Here is a 26,308-nt window from a genome sequence, read left to right on the forward strand (position 1 = left end):
ATCCAGTGTCGTACAAAGTGAAAACCACCAGGCGGCCGGACGATTGAGGTTGCGACAAAGCACTACGAATTGCCGGCAGACACTGCGAATAGCCTTGCTGTTGTCTTTGCGAAAGTCGGCAATGGTTTTGAAGTCCGGAGCCAAACGCCCCGTTAGCCACATCAACTCGACGTTGCGCTCGGCCTCACGCTCAAGCCGGCGGCTGGACTGAATCCGATTGAGGTAGCCGTAGATATAGATCTTCAGCAACACCGCTGGGTGGTAGGCCGGACGACCAGTTGCGGCAGGATCAACGCCCTCAAAACCAAGTGCGCCCAGGTCGAGTTCATCGACGAAAACATCGACCACGCGCACTGGATTTTCTTCGGCTACGTAATCGTCCAGACACTCCGGCAGCAAGGTGACTTGCGTCCGAGCCTCGCCTTCAATAAATCGCTTCATGATCGCCCCCGCTACGATCTCGACGATCAAAAGATTAGACAATCGCAGATGTTTTCACACAGCCTGGGTCGACTGCTGCCTTTGCCACTCTGGGGTGTGACTCAATGATACTGAGGTGCAGGCCCGCCGAAGGCCTGACGCAGAAACTCATTAACAGCAACGAACAGCGCTTCCGCTTCGTGGCGCAGCATCTCCACTTCTTCCGCAAGCTGAGTCTCTTGCGCTTCATAGTACCGGCGTAACGCCTGCACCGCCTGCTCCATCAGCGGCTCACCTGCCTTTACCTTTTCACCCAGACCCTTGTCTTCCATGCTATCTCTATCCTTACTTGGACGTTTACACACAGCCTAGAACGAAAGCGACCACTGAAAAGCCAACTTCCAGCCTTAGCCGTCGACTTCCTTCGCAGACAATTCGCGAGCAGCATCTAGTTCTTCTGCCAATTCCGAAGCCTCTTTGGCTCTCTCCTCCAGCGCCTCGGTGAGTGAGTTTATTTCGCGCTGCAAGCCGCTGACCTGCTCGAGCAAAACCTGTTTGCCGCCCTCGCCCTGTGCTATCAGCGTTTTCAACGAGTTAATTTCGCCCGCTTGGCGCTCTCGGACTGTTTCCAAGTCCAAATACCCCTTCTGCTGTTGCCGAGCTTCCGTCAGCAAACGCTCATTGTCGCGATTTAACTGGGTCAACTCATCCTGCTTGATGATCAGTGTCTGCTGCAGATGACGCAGCTCCATCTGGATCTGTTGCAGCTGCCCTTCATGGCGCCGCTGTTCCTGCTCACGCTGTTCCTTGATCGCACTGCGGTAGTGCTCGAGCGCATCGCGGGCGTGTAGGTGCTTTTCTTCCAGCGAACGAATCTGCTCGTCCTTTTCCTTCACCCGCAATTCCAGGTCGCTGCAGGACTGGCTAAGTCGCGCATTCCGCGTTTGTTCGGCCTGTAAGGTTGTACGGCAGGTCTGCAATTCGCTCGACTCAGTTTCCAGCGCGCTGCGCTGGATATCGAACTGCTGCTGGAGCTGGCCAAGGGCGGTCTGACTGGTTCTGAGCTGCTCGCTCAATTCCGCCTTGTCGGCGTCCGCAGCGGCGAGCGCCCGCTCAATCTGCTCCTCGCTCTCCTCTTTCAGGCGCTGCGCCAGGCGCGACACCAGCTCACCGAGCTCGTCGCTGAGCGCCTGCTGGGGCGCACTATGGCGCTGGTCAACCTCGTCCAACTCCTTCAAATAGCGATGAATTGTCGTCTTTGAGCCGGTATTTCCGAGCTCAACGCGCACCGCATCAATGCTCGGATTCTCCCCGCGCGCCAGCAGCGCCTCCCGCGCTTTTTGCACAATTGCCTTGTTGACGCCGCCACGGGCCATGTTCTGCTCCTACGATTTCGTACTGTTTTACATACCATGTATTTACGTTCTATTTTGCCATGATGTAAAGCGCTATAAAACCGCATTTATCTGATAAAATAATCGAGCGTTATCGCATCATAGAACTGTTTTCGGCCTTTTCCGTCGGCGGAAAAGGTACGTTTCGCGTCGAAGGGTTGAGATGAACAAGGCGGATCGCTACCTGCAGGCCGGCACCCGGGAAAACACCCGGCGCAGCTACCGCGCCGCCGTGGAGCACTTCGAAGTGACCTGGGGTGGTTTTTTGCCCGCGACCGGGGACGGCATCGTGCGCTACCTCGCCGAGTACGCGGATAAGCACACCATCAGCACGCTGAAGCAACGCCTGGCCGCCCTGGCTCAGTGGCACATCACGCAGGGCTTCCCGGATCCGACGAAGACGCCAACCGTTAAGCAGATGATCAAGGGCATACGGACACTGCATCCCGCCCAGGAGAAACAGGCGGCCCCTCTCCTTCTACTTCACCTGGAACAAGCAGTTAGTTGGCTTGAACGAGAGGCGGCCCTGGCGGCTGAGCGCGACGACTACAAAAGCGTGATGAGGCATCGACGAGACATTGCTCTGGTGCTGATTGGGTTCTGGCGAGGTTTCCGTGGTGACGAACTGGCACGACTTCAGGTTGAACACACACAAGCCGAGTCCGGCGCCGGCATCACTTTCTATCTGCCGCATACGAAAGGCGATCGACAACACCTGGGGACGACATTCCACACCCCCGCTCTAAAGAAGCTCTGCCCCGTCCAGGCTTACATCAGCTGGATTACAGTGGCCGGCATTGCGCGTGGGCCGGTGTTCAGGAAGGTGGATCGCTGGGGTAATCTTGCTGAGGGCGGCATCAATCCAAATAGTTTGATCCCGATGCTTCGTCGCATCTTCAGGCAAGCGGGTGTCCCATCAGAAATTTACAGCAGCCACTCAATGCGCCGCGGTTTTGCAACTTGGGCCTCAGCAAACGGCTGGGACATCAAGTCACTGATGAGCTATGTGGGGTGGAAAGATGTGAAGTCAGCGCTGCGCTATGTCGATGCTGCAGGTTCATTCGGTGGCCTAGCGGCCAAAACAATAAGACTGCGGGTCGAAACCACCTGACTTATGCAGCGCGTCAGTCAGGTGGCTCTAGGATCAGCCGCAACTTGGACGGCCACCTCAGAAATGTCCTGTTGGAGGAAGATCCTCAGAGACCAATCAGATGCAGATAGGGCCCCAGATGTTGTCTGACGAGGGTTCTTGTGTAGGCTACGTAGGGTTCGGTGGGAGACAGCATTCTCATCAGATCATTTAGGTCTTCCCCAGGATCGTCGCCCCTTGCTAGCGCGCCCTTCACATGACGGAGAGTGCTCATCACAATCCAGCGATGGCGCGACCTCATTTGTAACAGCTCCGCCCGCGCCAATCCGAGATAATGGATACTGGCCTCCCCTTTTTTTGCACACCGCACCGTTAATTTTGGCCGGTTCCACGCGTCCATCATCTTGGAAGACCAGATGATTCTCGGGATCGTCCACGCACGGGGTCAACAACAACGGAACCTCATTTCGCAAAAATCCCGGGCGAGACGCCCGGGTGCTGTTAGCCGCGATAGGAAAAAAGTTTGATTTACCTATGACGCGCTTGCGATTGTCGAAGTCCTCTTGCTCCCGCGGCCGGTTGCAATCTGCGCACGAAATCAAGAGGTTGTCCCACGCAGCGGCCAACCACCAATACCCTTCGCGGGCGGGAGGAATGCTGGCCTTAGCGCCCTTGGTTTTTTTTCTTCTTGATGGCTTGCGGATCGAAAGGTAGCGAGACATCCGCAGCAACCTTTCCCTTTGGCCGGTAGTGCTCGATGTCGCCAGGCTGAGTACCCTGCAAGAAAGATTCGCAAAACACACATTTACGGCCGAACAGATCGGCAAGCCGCGCCCTTATTCGCATTCAGCAAGCGGACAACGGCGACGGAATCCAGGAGGAATGAGCGATTTAAAACTACCGAGCAATCCTGGTGATTCGTATGTTGGATGGACGCCCGTTGAGCGCAGCACCATTTCAGGGCTTGGCCAACTTTCCCGCCTCCGAATAGTTCGCCAACCTCAACACCCCCCCCCGCCGCGCTGACGAGCCTGTTCGACTTCATGCTGGGAAACAATGCTGTGGGTGGTTGCAATCCGGTATGTGGTGTTGCTTGGCATGACCATTCTTCCTATCTGAACATTCGAGGGTCATAAATGAAATCGTACACATCGACCATCTTGATCTGGCTCACAGCTGGATGACTGGGAACGTCGTGCTCGACCTACCGCTGATTCCTTCCGTCCAGGTTCGGGGAGGTCGTTGTCCGAGGCACCTACAGCCGGATGATCACCGATTTCAACAGGGTGTAATGGGACAGCGCATCGACGCCTTGTTCGCGTCCATAGGAGAACGGTTGTGACTGTGAGCGCCGCGCTCCAGCAGCGGAGTCAAGGCGTTGAGGTTGGGGTTGGGGTCGTAGACGCTCAGACCGTAGCCTTTGTCGAGCAGATGCAGGGCCATCTTCTGACCCATGGCGCCAAGGCCGATGAAGCCGATTGAGTGAGACTCAAGCGTGTTCACGGGTCTGGCGTGCCTGCTCGACAATCCATTCGCGGAAAGTACACATGTCGGCGCTTTCCTCGCGATGCCTGGGCACCAGCAGGTAATAGGTATAATTACCCATGTCCACGGTCTGTTCGAAAGGCCTCACCAGGGTGCCGTTCTTCAGTTCTTTCTCCACCAGAAACAACTGCGCCATGGCTAGGCCTTGCCCACCGGCTGCAGCGGCGTAAGCCATGGAAGAGCTCTGATAGGTCATGCCTGCACGGGCATCGACATGGCGGGTCGCGTCGTTGGCTTCCAGCCAGTAGCTCCAGTCATCCGGGCGGGCGATGGAGTGCAGCATGGTGTAGTGAGTGATATCTGCCGGCGTATGCAGGCCGGGTTCACTGAGCAGCAGAGAAAGACTGCACACCGGGGCCAACTGGTTGTCGCTTAGGGTGTAGCAGCTGGTGTTGGGCCAGTCGCCGTTGCACAGCCGGATTGCCGCGTCGAGGTCATCCTTGTAAAAGTCCACCGGGTCCAGCGAGGCTGTCAGCAGCACTTCGATCTTTGGATGTTCTGCGTGGAACGAAGCCAGACGTGGAATCAGCCATTGCATGGCGAACGTGGTGTACGCGCGGACCTTAATCTGCCGACGCTGCACGGGCCTCATCAATTTTTTTGTCGCCACTCGCAGGTCATCGATCATCCACGCCACCGCGCGGGAGTACTGCTGGCCGGCCGGTGTCAGGGTGATCTGCCGATGACCACGGGTGAACAGGTCCTTGCCGAGAAACTCTTCCAGCGAGCGGATCTGCCGACTGACCGCGCCAGGGGTGACGTTGAGTTCGTCGGCGGCGACGGTGATGCTCAAATGCCGCACGACCGATTCGAACGCGCGCACGGCATTGAGGGGAGGCAGGCGATCCATAGACGGCTCTCATTTTGTAGTTGTACTTGGGCGGGCACGGACGCGCAGTATCATCACTGAGCAGGCTAAAGCCACTTGATAAAAACTCAAGCGTGAAGATCCTTAGTTACTTTATTTAGGGAAGCTCTCAGCAACTTCGGCCAAGTGCTCAATCAGCTGTAAAAAGTCCGGATTTCAGCACTGTTCGGCAAGAAAATGCCGCCCTGCGACGCGTGACCGGACCTTTCAGTCCGGTTTCCCGTTTTACAGGCACACCTCGCCCATACCCATCAGATGTTTTCGCGTCATCCACAGGTTCGACAACACGAATAGCGTGGTCAGTTGAGCCGTATTTTTAACCAGCCCACGGAAGCGGACCTTCACATAACCGAACTGGCGTTTGATCACCCGGAACGTATGCTCGACCTTGGCCCGTGTCTGCGCGCGGCTGGGTAAATGCTTGTAACCGTCGAGACCCGCTCCCGGAGACCGATACCCTACATCGCGATGGAGCCGGTTAGCCCCGGCGCTTCATCTGACGACACCTTCGGCGCGCAGCTGGTTGACCGCGCCCTCATCCAGGCCGAGCGAACCCAGCACCTCGTCCGTATGTTCGCCAAGCCGAGGCGCCCGCCGGCTGACCTCGCCGGGGGTCAAACTAAGCTTGATAGGCACCCCCGCGATGCGAGAGGGGATAGTCGAGTTTGGCTGCTCCACATCAACTATCATTTCTCGAATCGCATAATGAGGATCGGCATAAATATCATTGGCCGTGTACACCGGGCCAAACGGCACCACCCCACCCAGACAGTCCTTGATCTGCGCTTTAGAACGGGTGCGAGTGAAGCTTTCGATGACATCAATGACCTTGTCAACATTGGTCAGGCGCACCGCATTGGTCGAAAAATCAGGGTGCATCGACAGCTCCGGACACCCGATAGCGGTTGACAGTTTCACCCAGAATTCATCGTGAGCACAGGCAATAGAGACCCACCCGTCATTAGCCCTAAACAACCCAAACGGGCACAACAGGGGGTGCCGATTACCTTCCGGGACAGGGCTTCGATTCTCGTACGATTTTTGATAAATGATGCGCTCACACACCGACAGCACCGCATCGGTCATTGCCACATCAACGAACTGCCCTTCCCCTGTCCTGCGTGCATAGTGAATTGCACTTAACAAGCCGATGGTCAGCATCAACGCCGGAATCGTGTCACCGACGCCAGGGCCGATTTTGGTTGGGCTGTTTTCATCCAGGCCGGTGATGCCCATGATGCCACCCATCGCTTGGGAGACAACATCATAGGACGGCCAGTCACTGTAGGGGCTCACACCGCTACGCGGGTCACCGAAGCCACGCACCGCGCCATAGACCAACTTGGGGTTCAATGCGCGCAGAGACTCGTATGAGAGTCCGAGCCTGTCCATCACCCCAGACCTGAAATTCTCCACCACGACGTCGGCTGTTTTAACAAGCTCTCGGAAAACCGACTTCCCCTTCTCCGTCTTGAGGTTGAGCGCGATCGAATACTTATTGCGGTTAACACTCTGAAAGTACCCGCCAAACTCGCGAATGCTGTCGTCGGCCATGAATGGACCTATTTTGCGTGTGCCATCGCCGTCGAACGTTTCGATCTTAATAACCTTCGCCCCATGATCCGCGAGGATCTGAGTCCCGAAAGGGCCTGCAAGCATTTGGGTCAAGTCTATGACAACAACATCGTCCAGGGATTTGGCAGACATAGTGATATCTCTTCAGGAGGGACTCTCAAACGAGAAATGCTGGAAACCAGTTTCGCGCCACATAATTTATGTGCGTACATTACTGCTTGAAAATAAAAAATAATATGCAGTATATAGAGCGTTTAGTTATTAAAAAAAGCAAAAACGATCGAATAAAGTCAAAAACGCCGATTGACGGTTCTTTTTTTTGACGAATAGAATGTACGTACATTTATGGTGTCAGCAAAGCGAGGTAACGATGAGCAAGGTACGGCTAGGCAACTTTTTTGAAGATTTTCACATTGGAATGCGGATACGGCACCCCACCCCCCGGACGTTAACTGAGGGAGACAGGAGTCTTTATATCGGCTTGACTGGAAGCCGAGACGCAATTGGCAGCGCAGAGACCGTCAGTCATCGCCTGGGCTATGAAAAACGGCCAATGGAAGCCTTTCTGCTCTTCAACATTGCTTTCGGCAAGACCGTGCCTGATATCTCGCTAAATGCCATCGCCAACCTTGGCTACGCCGATGTCCGTTTTGTTCAAACGGTCTATGCCGGGGACACTCTTTCAGTGACCAGCGATGTGATTGGGCTGCGCGAAACCTCTAATGGCAAAACCGGGATTGTCTACACCCGGTCGGTTGCCGTTAATCAACGCGATGAAGAGGTGCTGACCTGGGTGCGCTGGGTGATGATCCATAAAAGAAATAAAGGCGAAATCACTGGGATCAACATCACTCCGGAACTACCTGCCGCCGTTGCCGTGCAGCACTACCTGCCGCTCAACGCGGGCGCTGCTGCCGATACCATGTTTAAGGCCACCGGATCAACCTATTTCTGGGAAGACTACGAGGTTGGTGAGCGCATCGACCATCTCAGCGGCATGACCATCAACAACAGCGACCACAGCACAGTCACACGCCTTTACCAGAACACCGCGAGAGCCCACTTCGACGGCTACATGATGGCCTCGACTGATGCGAAACAGCGGTTGGTGTATGGCGGCCACGTGATCTCGCTGTGCAAAGCGATTTCATATGACGGAATAGAGAACGCCGTTGCCATCCTGGCCATGAACAGCGGCACCCATGTGGCGCCAACCTTCGCCGGAGACACACTCGTATGCACCACGCAAGTGATCGAGAAAATCGACCTTGCGCATGAGCACATCGGGGCACTGCGGCTGCGCTTGCTTGGTGCGAAAAACCTCGGATCAGCCAGCAAGATTACTTTCCCAAGCCCCACTGAAAGCCAAATCGTGTATCAGCCCGAGATCGTTCTTGATCTCGACTATGTCATTGCAATCCCTAAAAAAACCAATCAATAAGGTGCGACATCATGAGCAATAAGGTACATCCTCGCGAAGCCCTCTTTGACGGGGAAAAGCCGTTCCCTACGCTATCAGCTTGCGAGCACTTTGCGGGCAGTGAAAAACTCATAAACAAAGCCATGGAACTGCAATCACAGAACGGGCCTATTTTTGACATTACCTGTGATTGCGAAGACGGTGCAGCGGCCGGGGACGAAGAAGCCCACGCTCAAATGGTGACTCGACTGATCAACTCGCAAAACAACGTCTACGGCAAACTAGGCGTCCGCATTCACGACTACACCCATCCGTTTTGGAAGCGCGATATTGATATCGTGGTAGGCCAAACCGCGGCTCGCTTGGCCTACGTGACTCTGCCGAAAGCCACGACCGCCGCGCAAGTCGTGGAAATGTCCAACTACGTTCAGGCAACCGCTGCACGTGTCGGTGTCGATCGTCAGATTCCCATTCATGTATTGGTGGAAACTCATGGCGCACTGAAAGAAGTGTTCGAGATCGCCAGTTTGCCGAACATCGAAGTCTTGGACTTTGGCCAGATGGATTTTGTCAGCGCCCACCAAGGTGCTATTGCAGCCTCAGCCATGCGCAGCCCGGATCAATTCCAGCACCCGCTCATTGTCAGGGCCAAGACGGAAATGGTCGCAGCCGCCATCGCTAACGGGGTCGTTCCGGCGCACAACGTGTGCCTGAACTTGAAAGACACCGACGTCATTAGCGCTGACGCCTCTAGGGCGAAACGGGAATTTGGCTTCCAGCGCATGTGGAGCATCCACCCCGCCCAGATCGGCGCGATCGTAAACGCCATGCGGCCTGCTTTCGAAGAAATAGAGGACGCCACGGAAATTCTCAGTGCCGCTCAAGAGGCAGACTGGGGGCCGATCCAGTACAAAGGCGAACTGCACGACAGGGCTACCTACCGGTACTTCTGGAGTATTCTGGAGCAAGCCAAAGCAACCGGCATGGCGGTTCCTGAGAAGGCCCTGAAAAACTTCTATTCGTAAGCCATAGCGTCAACCAAGTTGGCGCATTCAGCACTATGCGCAGCGCCATAACACTGAGTAGCTGTTATAGCGCTGCCACTATCCAGCCCCGCTGCTCACGCGTTTAAGATGAGTTGAGACACTGATGCGCCAAGCGGGATAGAGGGTCTCGGTTAGTTCAACGATCTGACCTTGTTCATCTCGGTAGTGCCTCAGGATTCGCAACCCAGCCGAGTTCTCTTCGACATTCAAGCGCAGGGCCATCTCACGATCGATAAGCACGCCGAACACGGTCTGCCGCACTTCGGATATGGTGACCCCGCAGACGCTTTCGAGAATATCGCTAATCATTATCTGCGGCTGTTGCCTGATGCTTTCCAGGGCGGCTTCATACACGGTGTTTATGTAGATATTGGCCCAGCAGCTGGGCTGCTTGTTCCTGGCATCAATCCGCGGGCCCGTGAGGCGCAGCCATTCCGAGGCCACTGGCGCCTCAAGCTGTCTGGCCATCGCCTTGTCCAGTTTGATACCAGTGACACTTTCCAGACTCCTGACCTCAGACACCGCGACCTGGATCAGGTCTTCGATCGTGTTGACCGACTGCGAGTACATCGCCGCGGGGCTTGCCGATTCTACTCGGCTACCCACCGCCTTCTTACGTGAGATATAACCCTTTTCCTTGAGTATCGATAACGCGGCCCTGACGGTCTGGCGACTCACTGCATAGCGCGTAGCGAGTTCATGTTCCGTCGGAAGCAACGTGCCCACGACATAGCGCCCATTCACTATTTCAGCCATCAGCGAGTTGGCAACGTCCATGTACCTTTTTGTTTGAGTCCCACTCACACCCTTTGCACCCACTTACTCACGCTCCCGGAAAGCCGCCGTCCACGCACCTGCATCTCGACCTGATTACGCCCAACACATAACTTACCCTTCCAGTCCCGCGCCCACAGCACGCGCCCCCGTGATTGCATTGCGCCGACACGGGTTCGCGCTAGGCTACATGTTCTCACACAGGAAGGTTGCAGTGGTCAACTAATTCCGGACACCTCGATAGGTGATTTCGACGCCATCGCCCGCTCGTAAACGGTCGGTGGCAGATATCCCAGTTTCGAGTGCAGCCGTTCGTTGGTGTAAAACCCAACGATGTATTCAGTAATGTCGCGTACAGCTTCGGAGTGGTTAGGGCTGCCGCGATCCGAGTGCGCGATCAGGCCTGGTGGCGGTTGGGTGCTGAGCAATGGCCAGTTGCATCGCGCTACCCACCAACTCCGCCGGCATTTCTCGGCAATCGGCAGGTCATGTTTGCTATCTGTCGTGTGCACAAACTTACACTTCCAGGCCAAACGCAGGCCGTTGGCACGCATCAAACGGCGGATTTTATAAAGGTCTATGTCCATGCCCTTGGCCCGCAAAGCCTCACGCAACGGGCGACTGCCGTAGCAACCGCCACTCGCGGCAAACGACGCTTTGAGTTGCACAACGACAGGACAACTTTGCTGAACAGGCGCTTCAGCACGCTTCTCGGCCTCGTAGAAAGCGGATCGACTGATGCTCAGTAACGACAGACATGCGCGACCGAAAAAGCCTTCTGTTGGAGCTGCCGAACCAGGCGATACGTCACTTCAGCTCGCGAGCAAAGAAGGTGGTAGCGCGCTCAACCGGTCAACGCAACGTACACTTTCCGCTCGTTGATTGGGGCACAGTAAAAAATGGCACGCAGTGGTGCACATGGATCTTCTGCTGAGCAGAAATCAGAGCTTTGGAAGTTGTGACCCTCAGCAAAATTGCGCTGGCCATTCAAAAACCGGCAGGCACTATCCATACATTACTGGCTCGTAATGGGGGGATTTCCCCGCAAATCAGGCATCGCTCTCGACTTGCTTTGACGTTGGGCGAACGTGAAGAGATCTCCAGGGGAATGGCGATCGGTCATTCCATTCGCTACATCGCAGGCCAATTAAACCGCTCACCCTCAACAGTGAGCCATGAAGTTACGCTGTAAGACGATTCCCAAGTTCGCCTCCAGAGACTTGTGTCGCACCTGCACGCAGTTCATGCAGCGAGCGGTATCAAGAATCTTGACAGCGACTCTCTGCACTCCATGGTCAGAATGATGTCGTAGGTAAACACTATCGCAACAACCCAGAAGCGTAAGGGAGCGGCCAACCCATCTGTTCACCCCCGTTAAGCCTCGACATGGTGTGCACTTAATTTAAGTGGACGCCATGTCTGCCGGTTTAAGCGGATCTTTCATGCAGCCAAAACAACGTTCCTTCACCAAGACATTCAAAGCCCAGCGAAAAACTTACACAACGCGACAACATGGTCATAGCGATGTGTTCGACTACATCGAGATGTTTTATAGCCCCAAACGGCGTAATGGCTTCAACAATCAGCTGTCGCCGGTCGAGTTTGAAAAGCGTCACGCCAATTCATATGTCGGACATCAATGTTGCTCCGAATCGGTAACGTGAGTCACGCTGGCCCGCTTGGAAGTGAGTTAAAGTGCTGCGTTGGGTGTACGGCCAAGGGTGCGTTCATATTCGACCTGCGCCGCCTGTTCGGAAAACTCCCCTACCCATCTGGACACCACTACCGTAGCCACGCTATTGCCGATGGTATTGCAGATCGCGATAGCCATGGACATAAACCGATACACCCCAAAAATCAGGGCCAGGCCCTCGACCGGCAATACGCCGATGGCGCTCACGGTTGCGGCGAAGACTACAAAGCTACCGCCAGAAACCGTCGCCGCTCCTTTGGATGTCACCAGCATGATCGCGAGAATCCCCAGCTGCTGGTCCCAGCTGAGCGGCACACCATAGGCATTGGCAATGAACAGCAGGCACAGCGACATATAGATCGAGGTGCCATCGAGGTTAAAGGCGTATCCCGTGGGCAGCACCAAACCGACGCTCTGCTTGGAACAGCCGAACTTTTCGAGCTTTTTCAGCAGGCTCGGCAGGACACTTTCCGACGAGGCTGTACCCAGAACGATCAGAATCTCGTCCTTGATGTACTTCAGAAATCGCCACAGGCTGAACCCGGACAGACGGCATACCGCACCCAGAATTACGAAGATAAAGAAGGCGATAACGACGTAGAACATAAGCACCAGATTAGCCAGTGACATCAGCACCGCGCTGCCGTTACTGCCGACGGCATAGGCCACGGAACCGAAGGCGCCGAGTGGAGCAAGCTTCATGATCAGGTTGATGAATTCGAAGAAGCATTCGGAGACGCGATTCAATCCTTCTTCAATGACGTTACGACGTTCCGGTTTTAGGACCAGAAGGGCAAAGCCAAACAGCACTGAGACTACCAGCACCTGGAGCATTTGGCCGCTGGAGAATGCACCCACGAAGTTGTCCGGAAAAATTCCGTAGATAAGGTCCATGGTCGATGTTGGGGCGTGGCCTTTGGCTACAGCGGTATTGGCCGCCGCTGTAGCAGCACTGCTGGGATGGGCGTTATGCATGCTGGCGCCGATATTAAGCAAGTTGCCCCACAGTAGGCCTATGACTAATGCGATGCTGGAAACCACCTCGAAATAGATCATCGCCCGCACGCCTATTTTGCCGACCTGTTTGATATCACCGGCTGAGACGATGCCATGTACCACCGTAAAAAACACCAAGGGAGCAACGGCGGTTTTGATTAGTTTGAGAAAGATGTCGCCGAAGATTTTGAACTTAATCGCTAGTTCCGGCGCGAGGAAACCGAAGGCGATGCCCAAACCCATGGCGGCGACGACCTGAAATGTCAGGTCTTTATAAAAAGGCTTTTTCTCTTTAGTGGACATGTCTGAGGTCTCGTTGTTGTTGTTATTGGCGAGTAATTACAAAGGGTATAGCCGTGCTGGCTTCGCTTGACCATTGGGGTCAGCGAGGGACGATGCCGGGTCGATCGCGAGATCTACCATCTGCGACGCTAGCCACAGGTAGTCTTCAGTGTGGAGAAGGCGGACGCGATGGCCAATTTGACGTCTTGCGGACGACTGCTGGCGACGTCGTTAAGCTTGTGTCTATTACGCGGGTCGATCTTGTCTACGAACAGACCTTTTACAGGTTCTACAAATCGTCCATGGACGTAGCTATTCACTTTATCGAACATGCTCGTCTTTCTCCTGACACTTGTCATGGGCGGCCGTAGCCGTCGTATCACACTTCTTTATCTCTGGCGGTAGCGATAAAGGCCGAAATGGCCGGGTGATGAGTCCATTACAGAAGTAACCGAGGCAGCATACAACTGAGTTTTTTGCCTTTTATGGTTGAGGAAAAATCAAGCATTCGGCCGATGGGGCCGTTGCCCCCCCAGAGGTAACCCGGTATTCCACTAGAGATGGAAGTCTTTTTCAGAGTTTCCTTAAAAAATGCACTGGCTGTGTTGGCTACATAAGAATGCCGGCGAGCAAAGGGCTAGCCACTGCGTTGAATTAATCCCGTACGAGACAAAAGCCAGGGTTTGATAAGTCCGCCCCCGGCTTTTTCGTGGGGCTAGGAAAATTTCCCCATTGATTTTTTATCAAGCGAGCCGGGTCTTTATATTGCTTGAGCTGACTTGAGTCATGTTTGACCATTCCTGAAACGATCCGCTGCTGGTGGAGATAACAATAGGAAGTCACATGAACGACTTATCACTCCCATACATGGCAATGTCCCCCTTGACTGACTTGTTTGCCACAGCGGGCCTACCGTAGGTTTATGCCATGCGCGTCACTCGCTTCATTCACGAGCGCGGTGCGCAACCTTTCGCCTCAGCGAAAGCCGCGTTCGGCTTGCCTGAAGCGGCAGTTGGGGCTTTAGTTCCGACCGGAACGCCGGCAACCATCGTCGAAAAACTCTGCGCGCAGATCTCCCACGCAAAGCAATTCTCTCAGGTGACACAGTAATACGCGGGGAGCGGAATAAAGCGGTTACCGATAACACGACCCGAGTTTAATCAATTCATCAAGGATGAGATTACGTTCTCGGGAGAGATGGTCAAAAGAGAAAACTTACATTCCGGTTGAGGACGTTATGGAAATGAAAAACGAGAACATCACCTTTGAGTTGGCGTCGTTAGCAGTCAGCATCCGGTTAGAGGATATTCCCCCGCCGGTGCTGAGCATTGCTCGCCAAGCTGTGCTTGACTGGCTGGGCGTCACCGTGGCCGGCGCCGATGAATCAGTTACGGATACGCTTGCTGGGTTCATGGTGTCGGAGGGAGGTCATCCTCGCTGCACGCTCATAGGTCGCATAGATCGTCTTCCCGCTTCTGCTGCAGCGGTGGTGAATGGCACGGCTTCGCATGCGCTTGACTACGATGACGTCAATTTTTCCGTTCCTGGCCATGCAGCCGCGCCAGTGCTTGCTGCGGCGCTAGCGCTCGGTGAAGAAATCCATGCCAGCGGCGCACAGCTATTGGAGGCGTTTATTGCGGGCTATGAAATTTCCTGCCGGGTCGGTCAGTTGGTCGCACCCAATCATTATTCGAGCGGCTTTCATGCGACCGCGACGATGGGCTGTTTTGGGGCTGCTGCCGCGGCCTCGCGCTTACTAGGCCTCGACGCGTACACGACCGCTCGGGCCTTGGGAATTGCGTCAACTCGTGCAGCAGGGTTAAAAGCAGCATTCGGGTCTTCATGCAAGCCGCTGCAGGTTGGAGAGGCTGCACGTGGCGGTCTTGTGGCCGCGAGATTGGCTCAGAGGGGAGTAGATGTACCCGAGAATATGATAGGTCACCGCCTCGGGTTCGCCCGGACGCACTCGACCGACATGGCTGTGCATTCCGCTCTGAGGCCACCCCGTTATGTAGCCGACTTTGGTGTGGAGACCACGGATGCAGCGCCCGCCTATGGCTACCATCTGGAGACCAATCTTTTCAAATATCACAATTCCTGCTACGAGACTCATTCGGCCATTGAAAGTGCCCTATATCTCGTTCGCACTGAGGATTTGAAGGTTTCCGATATCGTGGCGATAGATATTTGCGTCAATCCGCATTGCGACGACATCTGTAATATTGCTTCGCCTACAACGCCGCTGCAGGCCAAGTTTAGCCTCAGACACACGGTAGCGATGGCCATACTCGGCAAACCCACCGCGGACCCAAGTGCATTCAATGATCAAAACGTGGCGGATCCGCAGGTTCTGGCTTTGCAAGAGTCGGCGCGAGTGATTCTGGATCCGGCATTGCGAGTGCCGGAGACTGTGGTGAGGATCAAATTGCGAGACGGACGCGAACTAGAGCGGCGGCATGACTCGAGCCGTCCGGCAACAGGGCTCGATGCCCAGCAAAACCGGCTAACGAAAAAGTTCCGGGCGCTATGCGAAGGGCATCTCCCCCGATCCACGATTGCAGAGCTGGAGCGGACTGTTGCGAGGTTGGAGTCCCTGGCTGACGTTGGCGAACTGGCACGCCTGACGGTAAGGCACGCGCGTTAGTTGAAAACGATTCTGTCTCGATTGAGTGCACTGTTCATATTCGATCAATGATCAAACCACAGGCGGGTTTGCTAGACGATCCATTCGCGAGAGATGCACGCGTCGATGTTTTCCTCTCGGTGTTTGGTGACCAGCATGCAATAGGTGTAGCTGACCATGTCCACGGTCTGTTCAAAAGGGTAGATGTAGATAAAGCTGCCGTTCTTCAGCTCCTCTTTGCTAGAAACAACGGCGCCATGGTCACGCCTCCGCCCGGCTGCGGTGGAGTAGACCGTGGAATATGGTTGAACTCTATAGGTCATGCCTGCGCGAGCATCGACATGGCCTGTGCCAGCGTTGGCTTCCAACCGGTAATTCCAGTCATCTAGACGGGCGATGGAATGCAGCATGATGTAGTGAGCGATGTCTCCGGGAGTCTACAGGCGGATGCTCCCGGCGTTTTTCAAGATAGTTGTCGCGTCAATCGTCTAACTATGCCGCTCTTTTGTCGAGATGCTGCTCCCGGTCTGGATTCAGCAACACAGTACCTATCGGCTCCCAGTTACGCGTCTGACCTGACCCACGTTCCGGGGTTTTCTGCTTGGCTCGCTCATACAACTCATGCCGGCGGGCCAGGATCTGATAGTCCAACCCTTGATGCCGCTCAGCCGGTGTTACAAAGCGGATACGGCTATGCCGGTGCTCATTGTTATACCAGGGTATAAAATCCCTCACCCAAACCCGTGTCGTTCGAGTATCGGCCCGAACGATCCGAGACTCGGTCCAGCGTTGCAAGGTCCGCAGCGATAGACCGACTTCCTGGCAAGCCCTGATTTTCCTGGCCCCTGTGGCAATGGCTTCGGTCAACCACATCACGAGTAACTGCCGTTGCGGCAAAGACGTTAGCTGTCCTTGTTGTCGGTCCCACAGTAATCGTTGAGCTTTTTTCGCAGCACCGACAACGCGGCTGTTTCAGCGAGCGCCTTATCTTTGCAGCGCAGTTCGCGCTCAAGTTCCTGGATACGTTTCTTATCCTTGCTCGTTTGTTCGCGGTCGACCTTTTGCTGGACCTGAGTGGTCTGCTGGCCAGTGATACAGGCTTGGCGCCAGGCGTTGATGTGTTCGAGATAAAGGCCTTTTCGCCTGCGATATTCACTACGGCATGATCAGTCTCTTTCCGCCCCGACATGCTTTTTTAGGAAAAGACGGAAAGGCGACAACTATCCTGGCACCGGGGGCGATAACAGCGAACGACCTCATCTATCGCTGAAATACAAAACGCCCGATGCGGTGTATCGGGCGTTGGGGTGAAACAGGTGTAAACCTATTGCAGGATTAGACAAACTCAACAGGCATAAATAATCAGCGCAATGGCAGGCCCTTGGTTTCAGGCATGCGCAGATAGACGACGGCACTGATGGCGCTGATCACCGCCAGGTAGATCCAGAACAGGTGCCCATACCCCCAGCCGGCCATCGAGGCCATAAGATACGGCGCGGTTCCACCAAACAACGTCACAGACAATGCGTAAGGCAAGGCGATACCCGTCACGCGAACTTCAGCGGGGAATTGTTCCGCCATGGTCACTGCAGAGGCTGCGCCGAAGCCGGTCATGATGACCATGGAAATGGTCTGCAGGATAGTCACTTCGGTCAGGCTGATGCCTGCATGCAGCAGACCGAAGCTTGGCCACGCCCACAGCACCGATGCGACGGCAAATGCAATCAGCACTGGCCGGCGACCGACACGGTCGGCAAGTTTCCCGGCAAAGGGCAGCAGCACCAGTGACACGCCTACCGAGATCACGCCTGCCAGCAGCGTGTCGCGGATCGACATACCGGTGATCAGGTGGACCTGTGAGGGATAGCTCACCATCCACACATAGTTCAGCAGATTGCCGGCCATGGCGATGCCTACCACCCGCATCGCATCTTTTCGGTGGCTGACAAACAGTTCACGCAGAGGACGTTTCTTGACGTTGCTCGCGGCGCGCGCCTTGAAGATTTCAGTCTCGCGGACCGATAGGCGGATCCACAGAGCCACCAGCCCCATCAGCGCGGCGATGACAAAGGCAACGCGCCAGCCCCAGTCGTTCAACGCGGCGTCGCTGCCGATCGATGCTAAACCAAAGCCCAGTAGGAACGACACCATTGTCCCAGCATTGATCGCGAACCATTGCCAAGAACCGGCGAATGCGCGGCGATGCGCAGGTGCCGACTCGATCAAGAACGCCGAGGCGGATCCGAATTCACCGCCGGCGGAAAACCCCTGGACCAGGCGTGCGAACACCAGAATGATCGGTGCGGCGATACCGATGCTGTCATAGTTGGGGCAAAGGCCGATGACCAACGAGGCCAGCGACATCAGCAGAATAGAGAGCGTCAGGCCTTTTTTGCGACCGTAACGATCGGCTACCTGACCGAGAATCGCACCACCGATCGGCCGCATGATGAAGCCGACGGCAAAGATTGCCAGTACCGACAACAAGCCGGTAAGGCCGTCCCCGGCAGGGAAGAACTGCCGGGCAAGGATCGAAGAAAACGTGGCGTAAATAACCCAGTCGGTATATTCGACGATGGTTCCAAGCGTCGCGGCGACAATTGCCTTTTTCTCGCTATAGGTCAGCTGTCGGCCTTGAACACTCGCGCTCGCGCCAGATGCGGACTCCGGCGCAAGCGCACTCATTAAACTGTTGTCGTTATTCATTTCAACTGCTCCCGTAGGCGCTATTATTATTGACCTTTAGTCGCGGCCGGTGTCTTGCTAAGGGGTATATTGCAGTTTAGCCACGCCTCGGTGAATCGACATTTTCGCCTTGTATCGTTGATTAAATATCAATGCATAGGGTTCTATTGATTAATGCAAAACGGTTTGTAATCGCTTGATATTTTCTCAACGACTGACGTCATATAACTCAGTTGATCAATATTGACCCGCTGGATGTAATAGGTATTCGCACATGGAGTTTTAAACAATAAAGGTGAGCCTCACGGCAGTTCTGCAGTTCTAGAGGAGACACATACATGTTTGTAAAAGTTAATAGTTTCGTCGATGGCCGTTCCCTGGAGCCGGCTGACGGGCAGTATGTCGACAAGATCGATCCACGCACCGGCGCCAAGATCAGCGAAATCGCCAACAGCGGGCCGAAGGATGTGGCGCTAGCAATCGAGTCGGCAGCCTCGGCGCTGCAAGGCTGGCGCGACATGCGCCCCGCTGAGCGTGGGCGCATCCTCAACGAGTTCGGGCGCATCATCCGTCAAAGCGAAAGCACCCTGGGCGCGCTGGAAAAAGCCGATACCGGCAAACCCGGCAGCGAGATGCCGGCACTGATGGACCTGACCGCCCAGTACTTCGAGTTTTATGGTGGCATCGTCAACGTCATGGACGGGGATGTCATCAACCAGGGCCCTGACTATCACATCTATACACGCCGCGATCCCTTTGGCGTGATTGGCGTCATCCTGCCCTGGAACGCCCCGCTCCATCAGGCAGCGCGTGCTATCGCGCCAGCCCTGGCCACCGGTAATACCGTGGTGGCCAAACCCTCCGAACACACCTCTGCCTCACTGGTGGAACTGGCGCGCATTGCCGTGCAAGCCGGGGTGCCTGCCGGTGTCTTCAACGTGATTGTGGGTAAAGGCAGTGTTATTGGCCCCGCGATGGCGCACAACCCGCACATCCGCAAGATCTCCTTCACTGGCGGGCTGCGCGCAGGCCAGGAACTGGGGCACATCGCCGCCGAGCGCATCCTGCCGCTGACCCTCGAACTGGGTGGCAAGTCCGCCAACATCGTGTTCGACGACGCCGACCTCGATGCTGCAGCGAAGGGATCGACCAAGGCATTTACGTGGAACAGCGGCCAATGGTGCGCGGCAGGCACGCGGTTGCTGGTCCAGGAGAACATCCACGACCGCTTCGTCGACAAGCTGATTGCCGAGGTTGCCGCGCTGCGCGTCGGCCCCGAGGATGACGCGACGTCCGGGCCCATCACCACTCATGCGCAGTTCGAAAAGATCCAGAGCTACTTTGCCATCGCCGAGCGTGAGGGCCTGAAGCCGGCAATCGGCGGCAAGGTGGCCTCGCGACCTGGCTATGAGAATGGTTGGTACATCGAACCGACGGTCTACACCGGCGTGACCAATGACATGACCCTGGCGCGCGAGGAGATCTTCGGGCCTATCGTCTGCGTCATTCCCTTCAAGGACGAAGCCGATGCGCTGCGTATCGCCAACGACAGCGAGTTCGGTCTGGGTGCCGGCATCTGGAGCCGTGACATCGGCCGGGTCCATCGGGTTGCCGCCCAGCTGGAGGCCGGCCGGATCGTCGTCAACGAGTACAGTGGCGGTTTCGTCCAGACGCCCTGTGGTGGCTTCAAGCAAAGTGGCTATGGTCGCGAGCAAGGCGTCGACGCCCTCTCTCACTACACCCAGCTCAAGTCCGTGATCATCCGCCTCTAGGCCTTGTTCACTCGCTATAACCACGAAAAGGGCGCAGCCATTGGCTGCGCCCTTTTCGTCACGTGTCAAACGGCTGTTTACCAGATCGCCAGAGTGTAGCTGAGAATCAACCTGTTCTCGTCGATATCGCTGGAAAAGTTGCTGCGGGTGCTGGCGTTCTTCCATTTCACGCCAAGGTTTTTCAGGGCGCCGCTCTGAATGACGTACGCCAATTCAGTGTCACGCTCCCATTCCTTCCCAGCCTCGGCCCGGTTATGCACACTCACTTCATCGCCCGACAGGTAGCGGGTCATGAAGGTCAGGCCGGGAATGCCCAAAGCTGCAAAATTGTAGTCGTAGCGCATTTGCCAGGAACGTTCGTCCTGGTTGCCGAAATCATTGATCTGTACCTGGTTGATCAGATACGCGTCGGTACCGTTGATGTTGGCAAAACCGGTGGCCCCACTCATGCGTTGATAGCCAAGGCCTACGGAATGCCCGATTGCGCTGTAGGTGAACATGGCGCCCAGGCCTGAGTTTTCGACATTACTGCCGCCTTCTTCCAGGCTGCGCGCCCAGCGGATATCGGACGTGAGCGATTGCCGCTCGGTGAGCGCCAACTTGTGGTTCAGGGTCAGGTAATGCTGCTGGTAGATGCCGTCCAGCGCGCCATAGTGGTAGGCCGTGCTCAACGTCGGCGTCCAGCGATAGGTCACGCCGCCGAAATCGAAGCGGTCACTGCTTGAATGCCGGCCGAGCCTGATATTGCGTGCGACGCCTTTGTAGACCGTCATGGACTCATTGTCGGTTGAATTGCGCAAATTGATACGGTCGAACCGGCCGAGGTCGAAGGTCGTATTATTCAGGTCGGCACTGTTGAGCCAGCCACCACGAAAGGTCTGCGGCAACAAGCGCGAGTCGTTGTACATCGCCACGGGCAGTTTGGGCATCAGGGTCCCCACTTTCAGCGTGCTTTGCGCCATGCGCAACTTGGCGGTCAGCCCCAGTTCGCTGAATTCATCCTGGGCGCGGCTGCCCGGTTCACGACCGGTAACGAGCAACCCCGTGCCGGTTCTGGACGGACTCGAGTCCAACTTGACACCGAGCATTGCCGACGCATCCAGGCCTATGCCGATCACCCCGGGGGTAAAGCCGGATTCAAAGCGCAGGACAAAACCCTGGGCCCACTCCTCGGCCTTGCTTTGCGCTGCACCTGATTGACGAAAATCGCGATTGAAGTAGTAGTTGCGTAAATCCATGCTGGTTTTACTGTCGGCGATGAAGTCCGCATAAGCCGGCGAAAGCACGGTGCTGGCCGCGCCGCACAATGCCAGTCGAGAGGCCAATGGATAATGTTTGCAATGGCGGGTTTTAGCGATCTTCATAGGTGGATCTCTTATTGTTGTCCGGGTCTGCAGCACTACCAAATGGCGCGTGCGCGGCGATCGTAGAAATCGCAGGTCCCAGGCGACAATCGATTAAAACGGGCGTCCACCTTGAGTTTTTATCAAGCGTTCACTTTAGTGTTGGGATGCGGATTGCAATTAAATACACTCCGCGCGCCCGCATTTCCAACAACAGTTACTTCCAACAACAAGAGAAGATCACCATGGACCGACTGCCGCCACTGAATGCCATCCGGGCGTTCGAGTCCGTTGCGCGTCATTTGAGCATCACCCATGCCGCCGAGGAGCTGAATGTCACGCCGGGCGCGGTCAGTCGCCAGATCCGCACGCTCGAGGAGTTTCTCGGGCTCGACCTGTTCGTCAGGGGGCACCGGCAAATCACCCTGACAACAGCTGGGGAACAATATTTTCGCGCCGTGGCAAGGGTGATCGAAGACTTGCGCGGCGCCACGAAAAAGCTCATGTCGCCGCCCTTGCGTCGGCAAATCAAGGTGCGCGCCTACACCACGTTTGCCATGCAATGGCTGATTCCCAGGCTGGCCAGCTTTCACGCCGAACACCCCAAGATCGAGGTGTTGTTGACCGCATCGCTCGATCCGGTCGATTTCTACAAGGAAGACATTGATGCCGCGATCCGTCTCGGCGCAGGCGAATGGCCCAATTGCAATTGTTACGCGTTGAGCGATAACCGTCTGGCGCCGGTCTGCAGCCCTTCCCTTTTGAAGCACGGCCCGGGTCTGAACGCGCCCGCCGACATCGCGCACTACACCATGCTGCACTCGATCGCCAGGCCCGAAGACTGGCGGTACTGGCTCGAGGCAAGCGGTGTGAGCCGGGACGTCGATGCGCTTGCCGGCATGTCATACCAGAGTTCGTCGATGGTCTATGCCGCTGCCGCCGGCGGCCAGGGCATTGCCATGGCGCAGTTGTTCCTGGTCGAGAAGGAACTCAGGGACGGCACCCTGATCAGGCCGTTCGAGCAGACTGTGGATATGGGCGTGTATACCTATTATCTGCTCACGCCCAGGCACCGCGAGGAGAGCGATGACATGCGGGTTTTTCGCGAGTGGATCCTCGAACAGGCGCGTTTGACGCGCGAACGCGCTTGAGTTTTTGTCAACCGCAATATGCCAATAACTCCTTTGTCGCGGGGTAATCGCCGGTCCTAGGATGGTGTCATCCCAATAATAAGGACGACACACACGATGAACCCACGTCATGCGTTTTCAGACTCTGTATCGAGCGAAACCATCGGCTTCATCGGGCTGGGTGCCATGGGCCAGAAAATGGCCCACCACCTGCTCGACAAAGGTTATGGCCTGAGCCTGTACGACCCCAATCCCCAGGCGTTGGCGCCCTTGCTCGAACGGGGAGCGCGCAACCATGACACGCCCCGCGAAGTCGCAGATCACGCGCGGATCGTTCTGATCTGCGTGCCGACTCCAGATATCGTCGAGCACGTGGTGCTGGGCGAGAACGGTGTCATCCACGGTCAACAGGTGAAAATCCTGGTAGACCACTCCACCACCGGCCCGAGCATGGCTAGGCGGCTGGAACAGGCGCTGCGCGAACGCGGCATCCAGGCACTGGACGCTCCCTTGGCAGGTGGCGTGGCCGGCGCACAGAACGGTACCCTTTCGGTCATGGTTGGCGGCGACAAGGCCGCGTATGACCAGTGCGAGGCCGTGTTCGCCTGTTTCGGCAAGAAAGTCGAGCATATCGGCACAAAGCCCGGTCTGGGTCAGACCCTGAAACTGGTCAACAACATGATCGTCGGTGCCACCCTGGTGGCGACCAGCGAAGCGCTGCTGTTCGGCATCAAGGCCGGACTCGAACCCAGGCAAATGTTGGAGATGCTTAATGCGAGCACCGCGCGCAGTTTCAGTAGCGAGCATATACTGGCCGGTACGGTCTTGAGTCGCCAATTCGATTTCGGTTTTCGCCTGGACCTGATGCGCAAAGATGTACGGCTGTTCTTGGCCGAGGCTGAAAACATGGGCGCGCCGGTCTTCACTTGCGCCGTGGTCAAGCAATTTTTCGACCAGGCGATAGGCGAAGGTGACCCGGCTCGGGACATGACCCACGTGGTCAAAGTGCTCGAGAAAATGGCCAAGGCAGCCATCGAAGAGCAGACAATTCCATAGCCCTACCCTACGGTCTTGCCCATAGATGCAAGTGAGTCACCGACGAAGGATTATTCGATTCGATACTTGGAGACACTGCCATGCGTACTTGGTTGATTACCGGTTCATCACGGGGATTTGGTGCCTTGCTCACGCAACGGGCGCTGGAGGCGGGCGACAACGTTATCGCCACCGCGAGAAAGCCCGAGGAAGTGACAGCACGGCTCGGGGAACACCCACGTTTGTTTGCGGCGAAACTTGATGTGACGCGCGAGAGCGATGCCCATGAAGCAATCGCAGAAGGCATCCAACGTTTTGGCCAGATCGATGTTCTGGTCAATAACGCAGGGTATGGTTTGCTGGGGGGCGTCGAAGAAGCAACCGCTACTGAAGTGCAGAACATATTCAGCACCAACGTTTTCGGCTTGCTCAACGTTACGCGGGCCGTGCTGCCGCATATGCGCAAGCAGCGCTCGGGGCACATCATCAACTTCTCCTCGCTCGGTGGTTACCAGGCCTATGTCGGTTGGGGGGTATATGGCGCGACCAAGTTCGCGGTCGAGGGCTTGACCGAAGCCCTGGCGCAAGAACTTGCGCCACTGGGTGTCAAGGCCACGGTGGTTGAGCCCGGCTTTTTCCGCACCGACTTTCTCGATGAGCAGTCGCTGGTCACATCCCCCTTGGTGATCGCGGACTACGACGCCACTGTCGGTGCCATGCGCCGGTTTGCCGAAACCGCCAATCATAGCCAACCCGGCGATCCCGAGAAGCTGGCAGAGGCCATCCTGGCATTGGTCGATGCGCCCAACCCACCCCTGCGTTTGCCTTTGGGCAGTGACGCCATAGAACGGATTACGGTCAAGAACGCAGCCGTTGCCGCTGAGCTGGAACAGTGGCGTGAGCTGTCTTCGTCGACTGATTTCCAGGTGTAAAATGAACCAGGCGGGCCGATAAGACCCGCCATCATTTGCGTCAGTCAACGAGCCCCTTTGCGCCAACTGGTTTGATTTTTTCTCAATTCAACAGCGTTTTTATATCGTTTGTCGCGCATTGATGCGTGTCCGAACATACCTCCAGACGTTCGCTTTCGAGCGCCAACAAAAACAGGAGGTCACATGAACAGTCCGTCAACGATCTGGGCATCCACCACACCGCCCGGTCTTTCTGCCTCGCGACATGCCACCACTGGCGAAATCGTCTTCCCCGCGGTACCCGCCGATTCGCCCCTCGCCGATCAGTTCCAGGACACCACCCTGAGCGTGGAAGGCCGCGTGTACAGCTTCACCATCATGCACCCCAGCCCCAAGAGCGGACTGAACCCCTTCGTTCTGGCCTACGTGGACCTACCCGGTCCGGTCCGCCTGTTCGGACGCCTCGCCGGCAGCAACGGTCGACCGATCATTGGCGAGAAATGCCAGGTGGTTGCCGACGAGACTTTTGGCTACGTATTCGAATCCTTGGAGGCACGTCCATGATCCAGATGCATGTAATGGGCGCCGCGATGACGCCGTTTGGCCGCCATGTCGGCGTGATGGCGCCGGAGCTTGCCCAACGAGCGATTCTTGACGCGGTAGCCGATGCCGGCGTTGCCTTGGCAGACATCCAGGCGGTCTATTGCGCCAATGTGCTGGGTGGGATGATTCTCGGCCAGGTCATTTTACGCGACCTGGGTCTTCGGGGCATTCCCGTCTATAACATCGAGAACGCCTGCGCCAGCGGCGCGACTGCCGTTCACCTGGCCCGGCATGCGCTGATGGCCGGACAATACGAACGGGTGCTGGTGTTTGGTATCGAACAACTGACGGCGTTGGGCGGCGGCACCATTCCCATGCAGCGCAACGATCGCATGACCGATCTGTACGCAACCGCAGGTATGGTGCTCCCTGCGGTCTATGCCATGCGCGCTACCCGCTTCATCCATGAACGCGACGCCAGTCCGGCCGACCTGGCGGCCGTTGCTGTGAAGAACCGACGCCACGGCTCGCTCAATGAGTATGCGCAACAGCGTACCGAAGTTACCCTGGAGCAGGTGCTGTCTTCACGAATGATCGCCGACCCGCTGACCCTGTTGCAGTGCTGCCCGTCGCAAGTGGATGGTGCCGCAGCACTGGTACTCGGGACAGATCCTGGGCCGCATGCCAAGGACGTCAAGGTGCTGGGTTCGATCGTTGTCTCGGGCATGCGCGAAACCGGCGATGACGACATTCTCGATGCAGAAATCACTGCACGTGCGGCGCGGCTGGCCTATGAGCAAGCCGGTGTGGGGCCCGCCGATATCGGCGTGGTCGAGCTGCATGATGCCTTCACTATTGCCGAGTTGCTCTATTACGAGGCCTTGGGCCTGGCGGCGCCTGGCGAAGCGGTGTCGCTGCTGCACTCGGGTGCCACCGCCCTTGGCGGCCGCGTACCGGTCAACCCGAGCGGCGGTCTGCTCGCCAAGGGCCACCCGCTGGGAGCCACCGGAGTGGCGCAAATGGTCGAGCTGACCTGGCAATTGCAAGGCCGCGCCGGCAGCCGCCAGGCCGGTTCACCGACGCTGGGCCTGGCGCAATGCACCGGTGGCGGTATCGCCGGCGTCGACCACGCAGCCTCTTCTGTCCACATTCTGGGAATTTGA

The 26,308-nt window shown here is 56.4% G+C and carries 21 protein-coding genes and 6 pseudogenes; 13 read left to right on the plus strand and 14 right to left on the minus strand.

Going from position 1 to position 26,308, the window contains the following annotated elements; translation table 11 throughout:
- Nucleotides 1-45 precede the first annotated feature (45 nt).
- From AC1DKH_RS01240 to AC1DKH_RS01250, 3 genes and pseudogenes are all read right to left on the minus strand, one after another.
- Nucleotides 46-441: pseudogene (locus tag AC1DKH_RS01240) on the minus strand (transposase); the annotation flags it as partial.
- 101 nt (nucleotides 442-542) lie between these two features.
- The gene (locus AC1DKH_RS01245; RefSeq protein WP_477797168.1) at nucleotides 543-752 is read right to left on the minus strand and encodes a hypothetical protein; all 210 of its coding nucleotides are present in this window, start codon (nucleotides 750-752) and stop codon (nucleotides 543-545) included.
- A 75-nt stretch (nucleotides 753-827) separates the two neighbouring features.
- Nucleotides 828-1,796 carry a DNA-binding protein gene (locus AC1DKH_RS01250; RefSeq protein ID WP_477797169.1) on the minus strand — a complete coding sequence of 323 codons (969 nt, stop codon included), beginning with the start codon at nucleotides 1,794-1,796 and terminating at the stop codon, nucleotides 828-830.
- A 181-nt stretch (nucleotides 1,797-1,977) separates the two neighbouring features.
- Here AC1DKH_RS01250 and AC1DKH_RS01255 point away from each other — a divergent pair, with 181 nt between their 5' ends.
- Nucleotides 1,978-2,925, plus strand: a complete 948-nt coding sequence (locus tag AC1DKH_RS01255) for a site-specific integrase (RefSeq protein WP_477797170.1) — start codon at nucleotides 1,978-1,980, stop codon at nucleotides 2,923-2,925.
- Nucleotides 2,926-4,254: 1,329 nt separating this feature from the next.
- Here AC1DKH_RS01255 and AC1DKH_RS01260 read toward each other — a convergent pair.
- From AC1DKH_RS01260 to AC1DKH_RS01275, 4 genes and pseudogenes are all read right to left on the minus strand, one after another.
- Nucleotides 4,255-4,407 (minus strand): annotated as a pseudogene (locus tag AC1DKH_RS01260) (NAD(P)-binding domain-containing protein); the annotation flags it as partial.
- Nucleotides 4,394-5,299 (minus strand): transcriptional regulator GcvA, encoded by a 906-nt coding sequence (gene gcvA, locus AC1DKH_RS01265; protein ID WP_477797171.1) that lies wholly within the window; start codon nucleotides 5,297-5,299, stop codon nucleotides 4,394-4,396. The gene gcvA (AC1DKH_RS01265) and the pseudogene AC1DKH_RS01260, both read right to left, overlap by 14 nt.
- A 243-nt stretch (nucleotides 5,300-5,542) precedes the next feature.
- Nucleotides 5,543-5,728, minus strand: a pseudogene (locus AC1DKH_RS01270) (transposase); the annotation flags it as partial.
- 81 nt (nucleotides 5,729-5,809) lie between these two features.
- Nucleotides 5,810-7,024, minus strand: coding sequence for a CaiB/BaiF CoA transferase family protein (locus tag AC1DKH_RS01275; protein WP_477797172.1), 1,215 nt, complete (start codon nucleotides 7,022-7,024; stop codon nucleotides 5,810-5,812).
- Nucleotides 7,025-7,262: 238 nt separating this feature from the next.
- Between AC1DKH_RS01275 and AC1DKH_RS01280 the strand changes: the two genes are divergently transcribed.
- Both AC1DKH_RS01280 and AC1DKH_RS01285 read left to right on the plus strand, forming a co-directional pair.
- On the plus strand, nucleotides 7,263-8,333 hold the full coding sequence (locus AC1DKH_RS01280) for a MaoC family dehydratase (RefSeq protein ID WP_477797173.1): 1,071 nt from the start codon (nucleotides 7,263-7,265) through the stop codon (nucleotides 8,331-8,333).
- Between the two features lie 11 nt (nucleotides 8,334-8,344).
- Nucleotides 8,345-9,337: an HpcH/HpaI aldolase/citrate lyase family protein gene (locus AC1DKH_RS01285; protein ID WP_477797174.1), complete on the plus strand. Its 993-nt coding sequence runs from the start codon at nucleotides 8,345-8,347 to the stop codon at nucleotides 9,335-9,337.
- A gap of 78 nt (nucleotides 9,338-9,415) precedes the next feature.
- Here the strand turns inward: AC1DKH_RS01285 and AC1DKH_RS01290 are convergent, their stop codons facing one another.
- Together AC1DKH_RS01290 and AC1DKH_RS01295 are read right to left on the minus strand one after the other, a co-directional pair.
- The gene (locus AC1DKH_RS01290; protein WP_477797175.1) at nucleotides 9,416-10,135 is read right to left on the minus strand and encodes a GntR family transcriptional regulator; all 720 of its coding nucleotides are present in this window, start codon (nucleotides 10,133-10,135) and stop codon (nucleotides 9,416-9,418) included.
- 215 nt (nucleotides 10,136-10,350) lie between these two features.
- Nucleotides 10,351-10,800: an IS3 family transposase gene (locus AC1DKH_RS01295; RefSeq protein ID WP_477797176.1), complete on the minus strand. Its 450-nt coding sequence runs from the start codon at nucleotides 10,798-10,800 to the stop codon at nucleotides 10,351-10,353.
- A 231-nt stretch (nucleotides 10,801-11,031) separates the two neighbouring features.
- Here AC1DKH_RS01295 and AC1DKH_RS01300 point away from each other — a divergent pair.
- Both AC1DKH_RS01300 and AC1DKH_RS01305 read left to right on the plus strand, forming a co-directional pair.
- Nucleotides 11,032-11,318: pseudogene (locus tag AC1DKH_RS01300) on the plus strand (helix-turn-helix domain-containing protein); the annotation flags it as partial.
- A 301-nt stretch (nucleotides 11,319-11,619) separates the two neighbouring features.
- Nucleotides 11,620-11,796, plus strand: a pseudogene (locus tag AC1DKH_RS01305) (IS3 family transposase); the annotation flags it as partial.
- A gap of 26 nt (nucleotides 11,797-11,822) precedes the next feature.
- Here AC1DKH_RS01305 and AC1DKH_RS01310 read toward each other — a convergent pair.
- Nucleotides 11,823-13,124 (minus strand): cation:dicarboxylate symporter family transporter, encoded by a 1,302-nt coding sequence (locus AC1DKH_RS01310; RefSeq protein ID WP_477797177.1) that lies wholly within the window; start codon nucleotides 13,122-13,124, stop codon nucleotides 11,823-11,825.
- Nucleotides 13,125-14,030: 906 nt separating this feature from the next.
- Between AC1DKH_RS01310 and AC1DKH_RS01315 the strand changes: the two genes are divergently transcribed.
- Together AC1DKH_RS01315 and AC1DKH_RS01320 are read left to right on the plus strand one after the other, a co-directional pair.
- Nucleotides 14,031-14,213 (plus strand): hypothetical protein, encoded by a 183-nt coding sequence (locus AC1DKH_RS01315; RefSeq protein WP_477797178.1) that lies wholly within the window; start codon nucleotides 14,031-14,033, stop codon nucleotides 14,211-14,213.
- 133 nt (nucleotides 14,214-14,346) lie between these two features.
- Nucleotides 14,347-15,747, plus strand: a complete 1,401-nt coding sequence (locus AC1DKH_RS01320) for an MmgE/PrpD family protein (RefSeq protein ID WP_477797179.1) — start codon at nucleotides 14,347-14,349, stop codon at nucleotides 15,745-15,747.
- Nucleotides 15,748-15,818: 71 nt separating this feature from the next.
- Here AC1DKH_RS01320 and AC1DKH_RS01325 read toward each other — a convergent pair whose 3' ends face one another.
- The 3 genes and pseudogenes from AC1DKH_RS01325 to AC1DKH_RS01335 all read right to left on the minus strand — a co-directional run bounded on the left by AC1DKH_RS01325 (nucleotide 15,819) and on the right by AC1DKH_RS01335 (nucleotide 18,432).
- A complete protein-coding gene (locus AC1DKH_RS01325; RefSeq protein WP_477797180.1) occupies nucleotides 15,819-16,136 on the minus strand; it encodes a type 2 periplasmic-binding domain-containing protein in 318 nt (105 codons plus the stop codon).
- A gap of 82 nt (nucleotides 16,137-16,218) precedes the next feature.
- Nucleotides 16,219-16,883, minus strand: a pseudogene (locus AC1DKH_RS01330) (hypothetical protein); the annotation flags it as partial.
- Between the two features lie 205 nt (nucleotides 16,884-17,088).
- Nucleotides 17,089-18,432, minus strand: coding sequence for an MFS transporter (locus AC1DKH_RS01335; RefSeq protein ID WP_477797181.1), 1,344 nt, complete (start codon nucleotides 18,430-18,432; stop codon nucleotides 17,089-17,091).
- A 317-nt stretch (nucleotides 18,433-18,749) separates the two neighbouring features.
- Here AC1DKH_RS01335 and AC1DKH_RS01340 point away from each other — a divergent pair, with 317 nt between their 5' ends.
- The gene (locus AC1DKH_RS01340; RefSeq protein ID WP_477797182.1) at nucleotides 18,750-20,183 is read left to right on the plus strand and encodes an aldehyde dehydrogenase family protein; all 1,434 of its coding nucleotides are present in this window, start codon (nucleotides 18,750-18,752) and stop codon (nucleotides 20,181-20,183) included.
- Nucleotides 20,184-20,260: 77 nt separating this feature from the next.
- Here AC1DKH_RS01340 and AC1DKH_RS01345 read toward each other — a convergent pair whose 3' ends face one another.
- Complete coding sequence (locus tag AC1DKH_RS01345) at nucleotides 20,261-21,547, minus strand: OprD family porin (protein ID WP_477797183.1); 1,287 nt, start codon at nucleotides 21,545-21,547, stop codon at nucleotides 20,261-20,263.
- Nucleotides 21,548-21,771: 224 nt separating this feature from the next.
- Between AC1DKH_RS01345 and gcvA (AC1DKH_RS01350) the strand changes: the two genes are divergently transcribed.
- The 5 genes from gcvA (AC1DKH_RS01350) (at nucleotide 21,772) to AC1DKH_RS01370 (ending at nucleotide 26,308) form a co-directional block, all read left to right on the plus strand.
- The gene (gene gcvA / locus AC1DKH_RS01350; protein WP_477797262.1) at nucleotides 21,772-22,677 is read left to right on the plus strand and encodes a transcriptional regulator GcvA; all 906 of its coding nucleotides are present in this window, start codon (nucleotides 21,772-21,774) and stop codon (nucleotides 22,675-22,677) included.
- Between the two features lie 96 nt (nucleotides 22,678-22,773).
- Nucleotides 22,774-23,712: an NAD(P)-dependent oxidoreductase gene (locus tag AC1DKH_RS01355; RefSeq protein ID WP_477797184.1), complete on the plus strand. Its 939-nt coding sequence runs from the start codon at nucleotides 22,774-22,776 to the stop codon at nucleotides 23,710-23,712.
- 80 nt (nucleotides 23,713-23,792) lie between these two features.
- Nucleotides 23,793-24,623: an oxidoreductase gene (locus AC1DKH_RS01360; protein WP_477797185.1), complete on the plus strand. Its 831-nt coding sequence runs from the start codon at nucleotides 23,793-23,795 to the stop codon at nucleotides 24,621-24,623.
- A gap of 183 nt (nucleotides 24,624-24,806) precedes the next feature.
- Entirely contained in the window at nucleotides 24,807-25,166 is a 360-nt protein-coding gene (locus tag AC1DKH_RS01365) for a Zn-ribbon domain-containing OB-fold protein (protein ID WP_477797186.1), read from the plus strand.
- Nucleotides 25,163-26,308 (plus strand): thiolase family protein, encoded by a 1,146-nt coding sequence (locus AC1DKH_RS01370; RefSeq protein ID WP_477797187.1) that lies wholly within the window; start codon nucleotides 25,163-25,165, stop codon nucleotides 26,306-26,308. Before AC1DKH_RS01365 ends, AC1DKH_RS01370 begins: the two co-directional genes overlap by 4 nt.

It is taken from the genome of Pseudomonas sp. 05L36 (assembly GCF_056398125.1).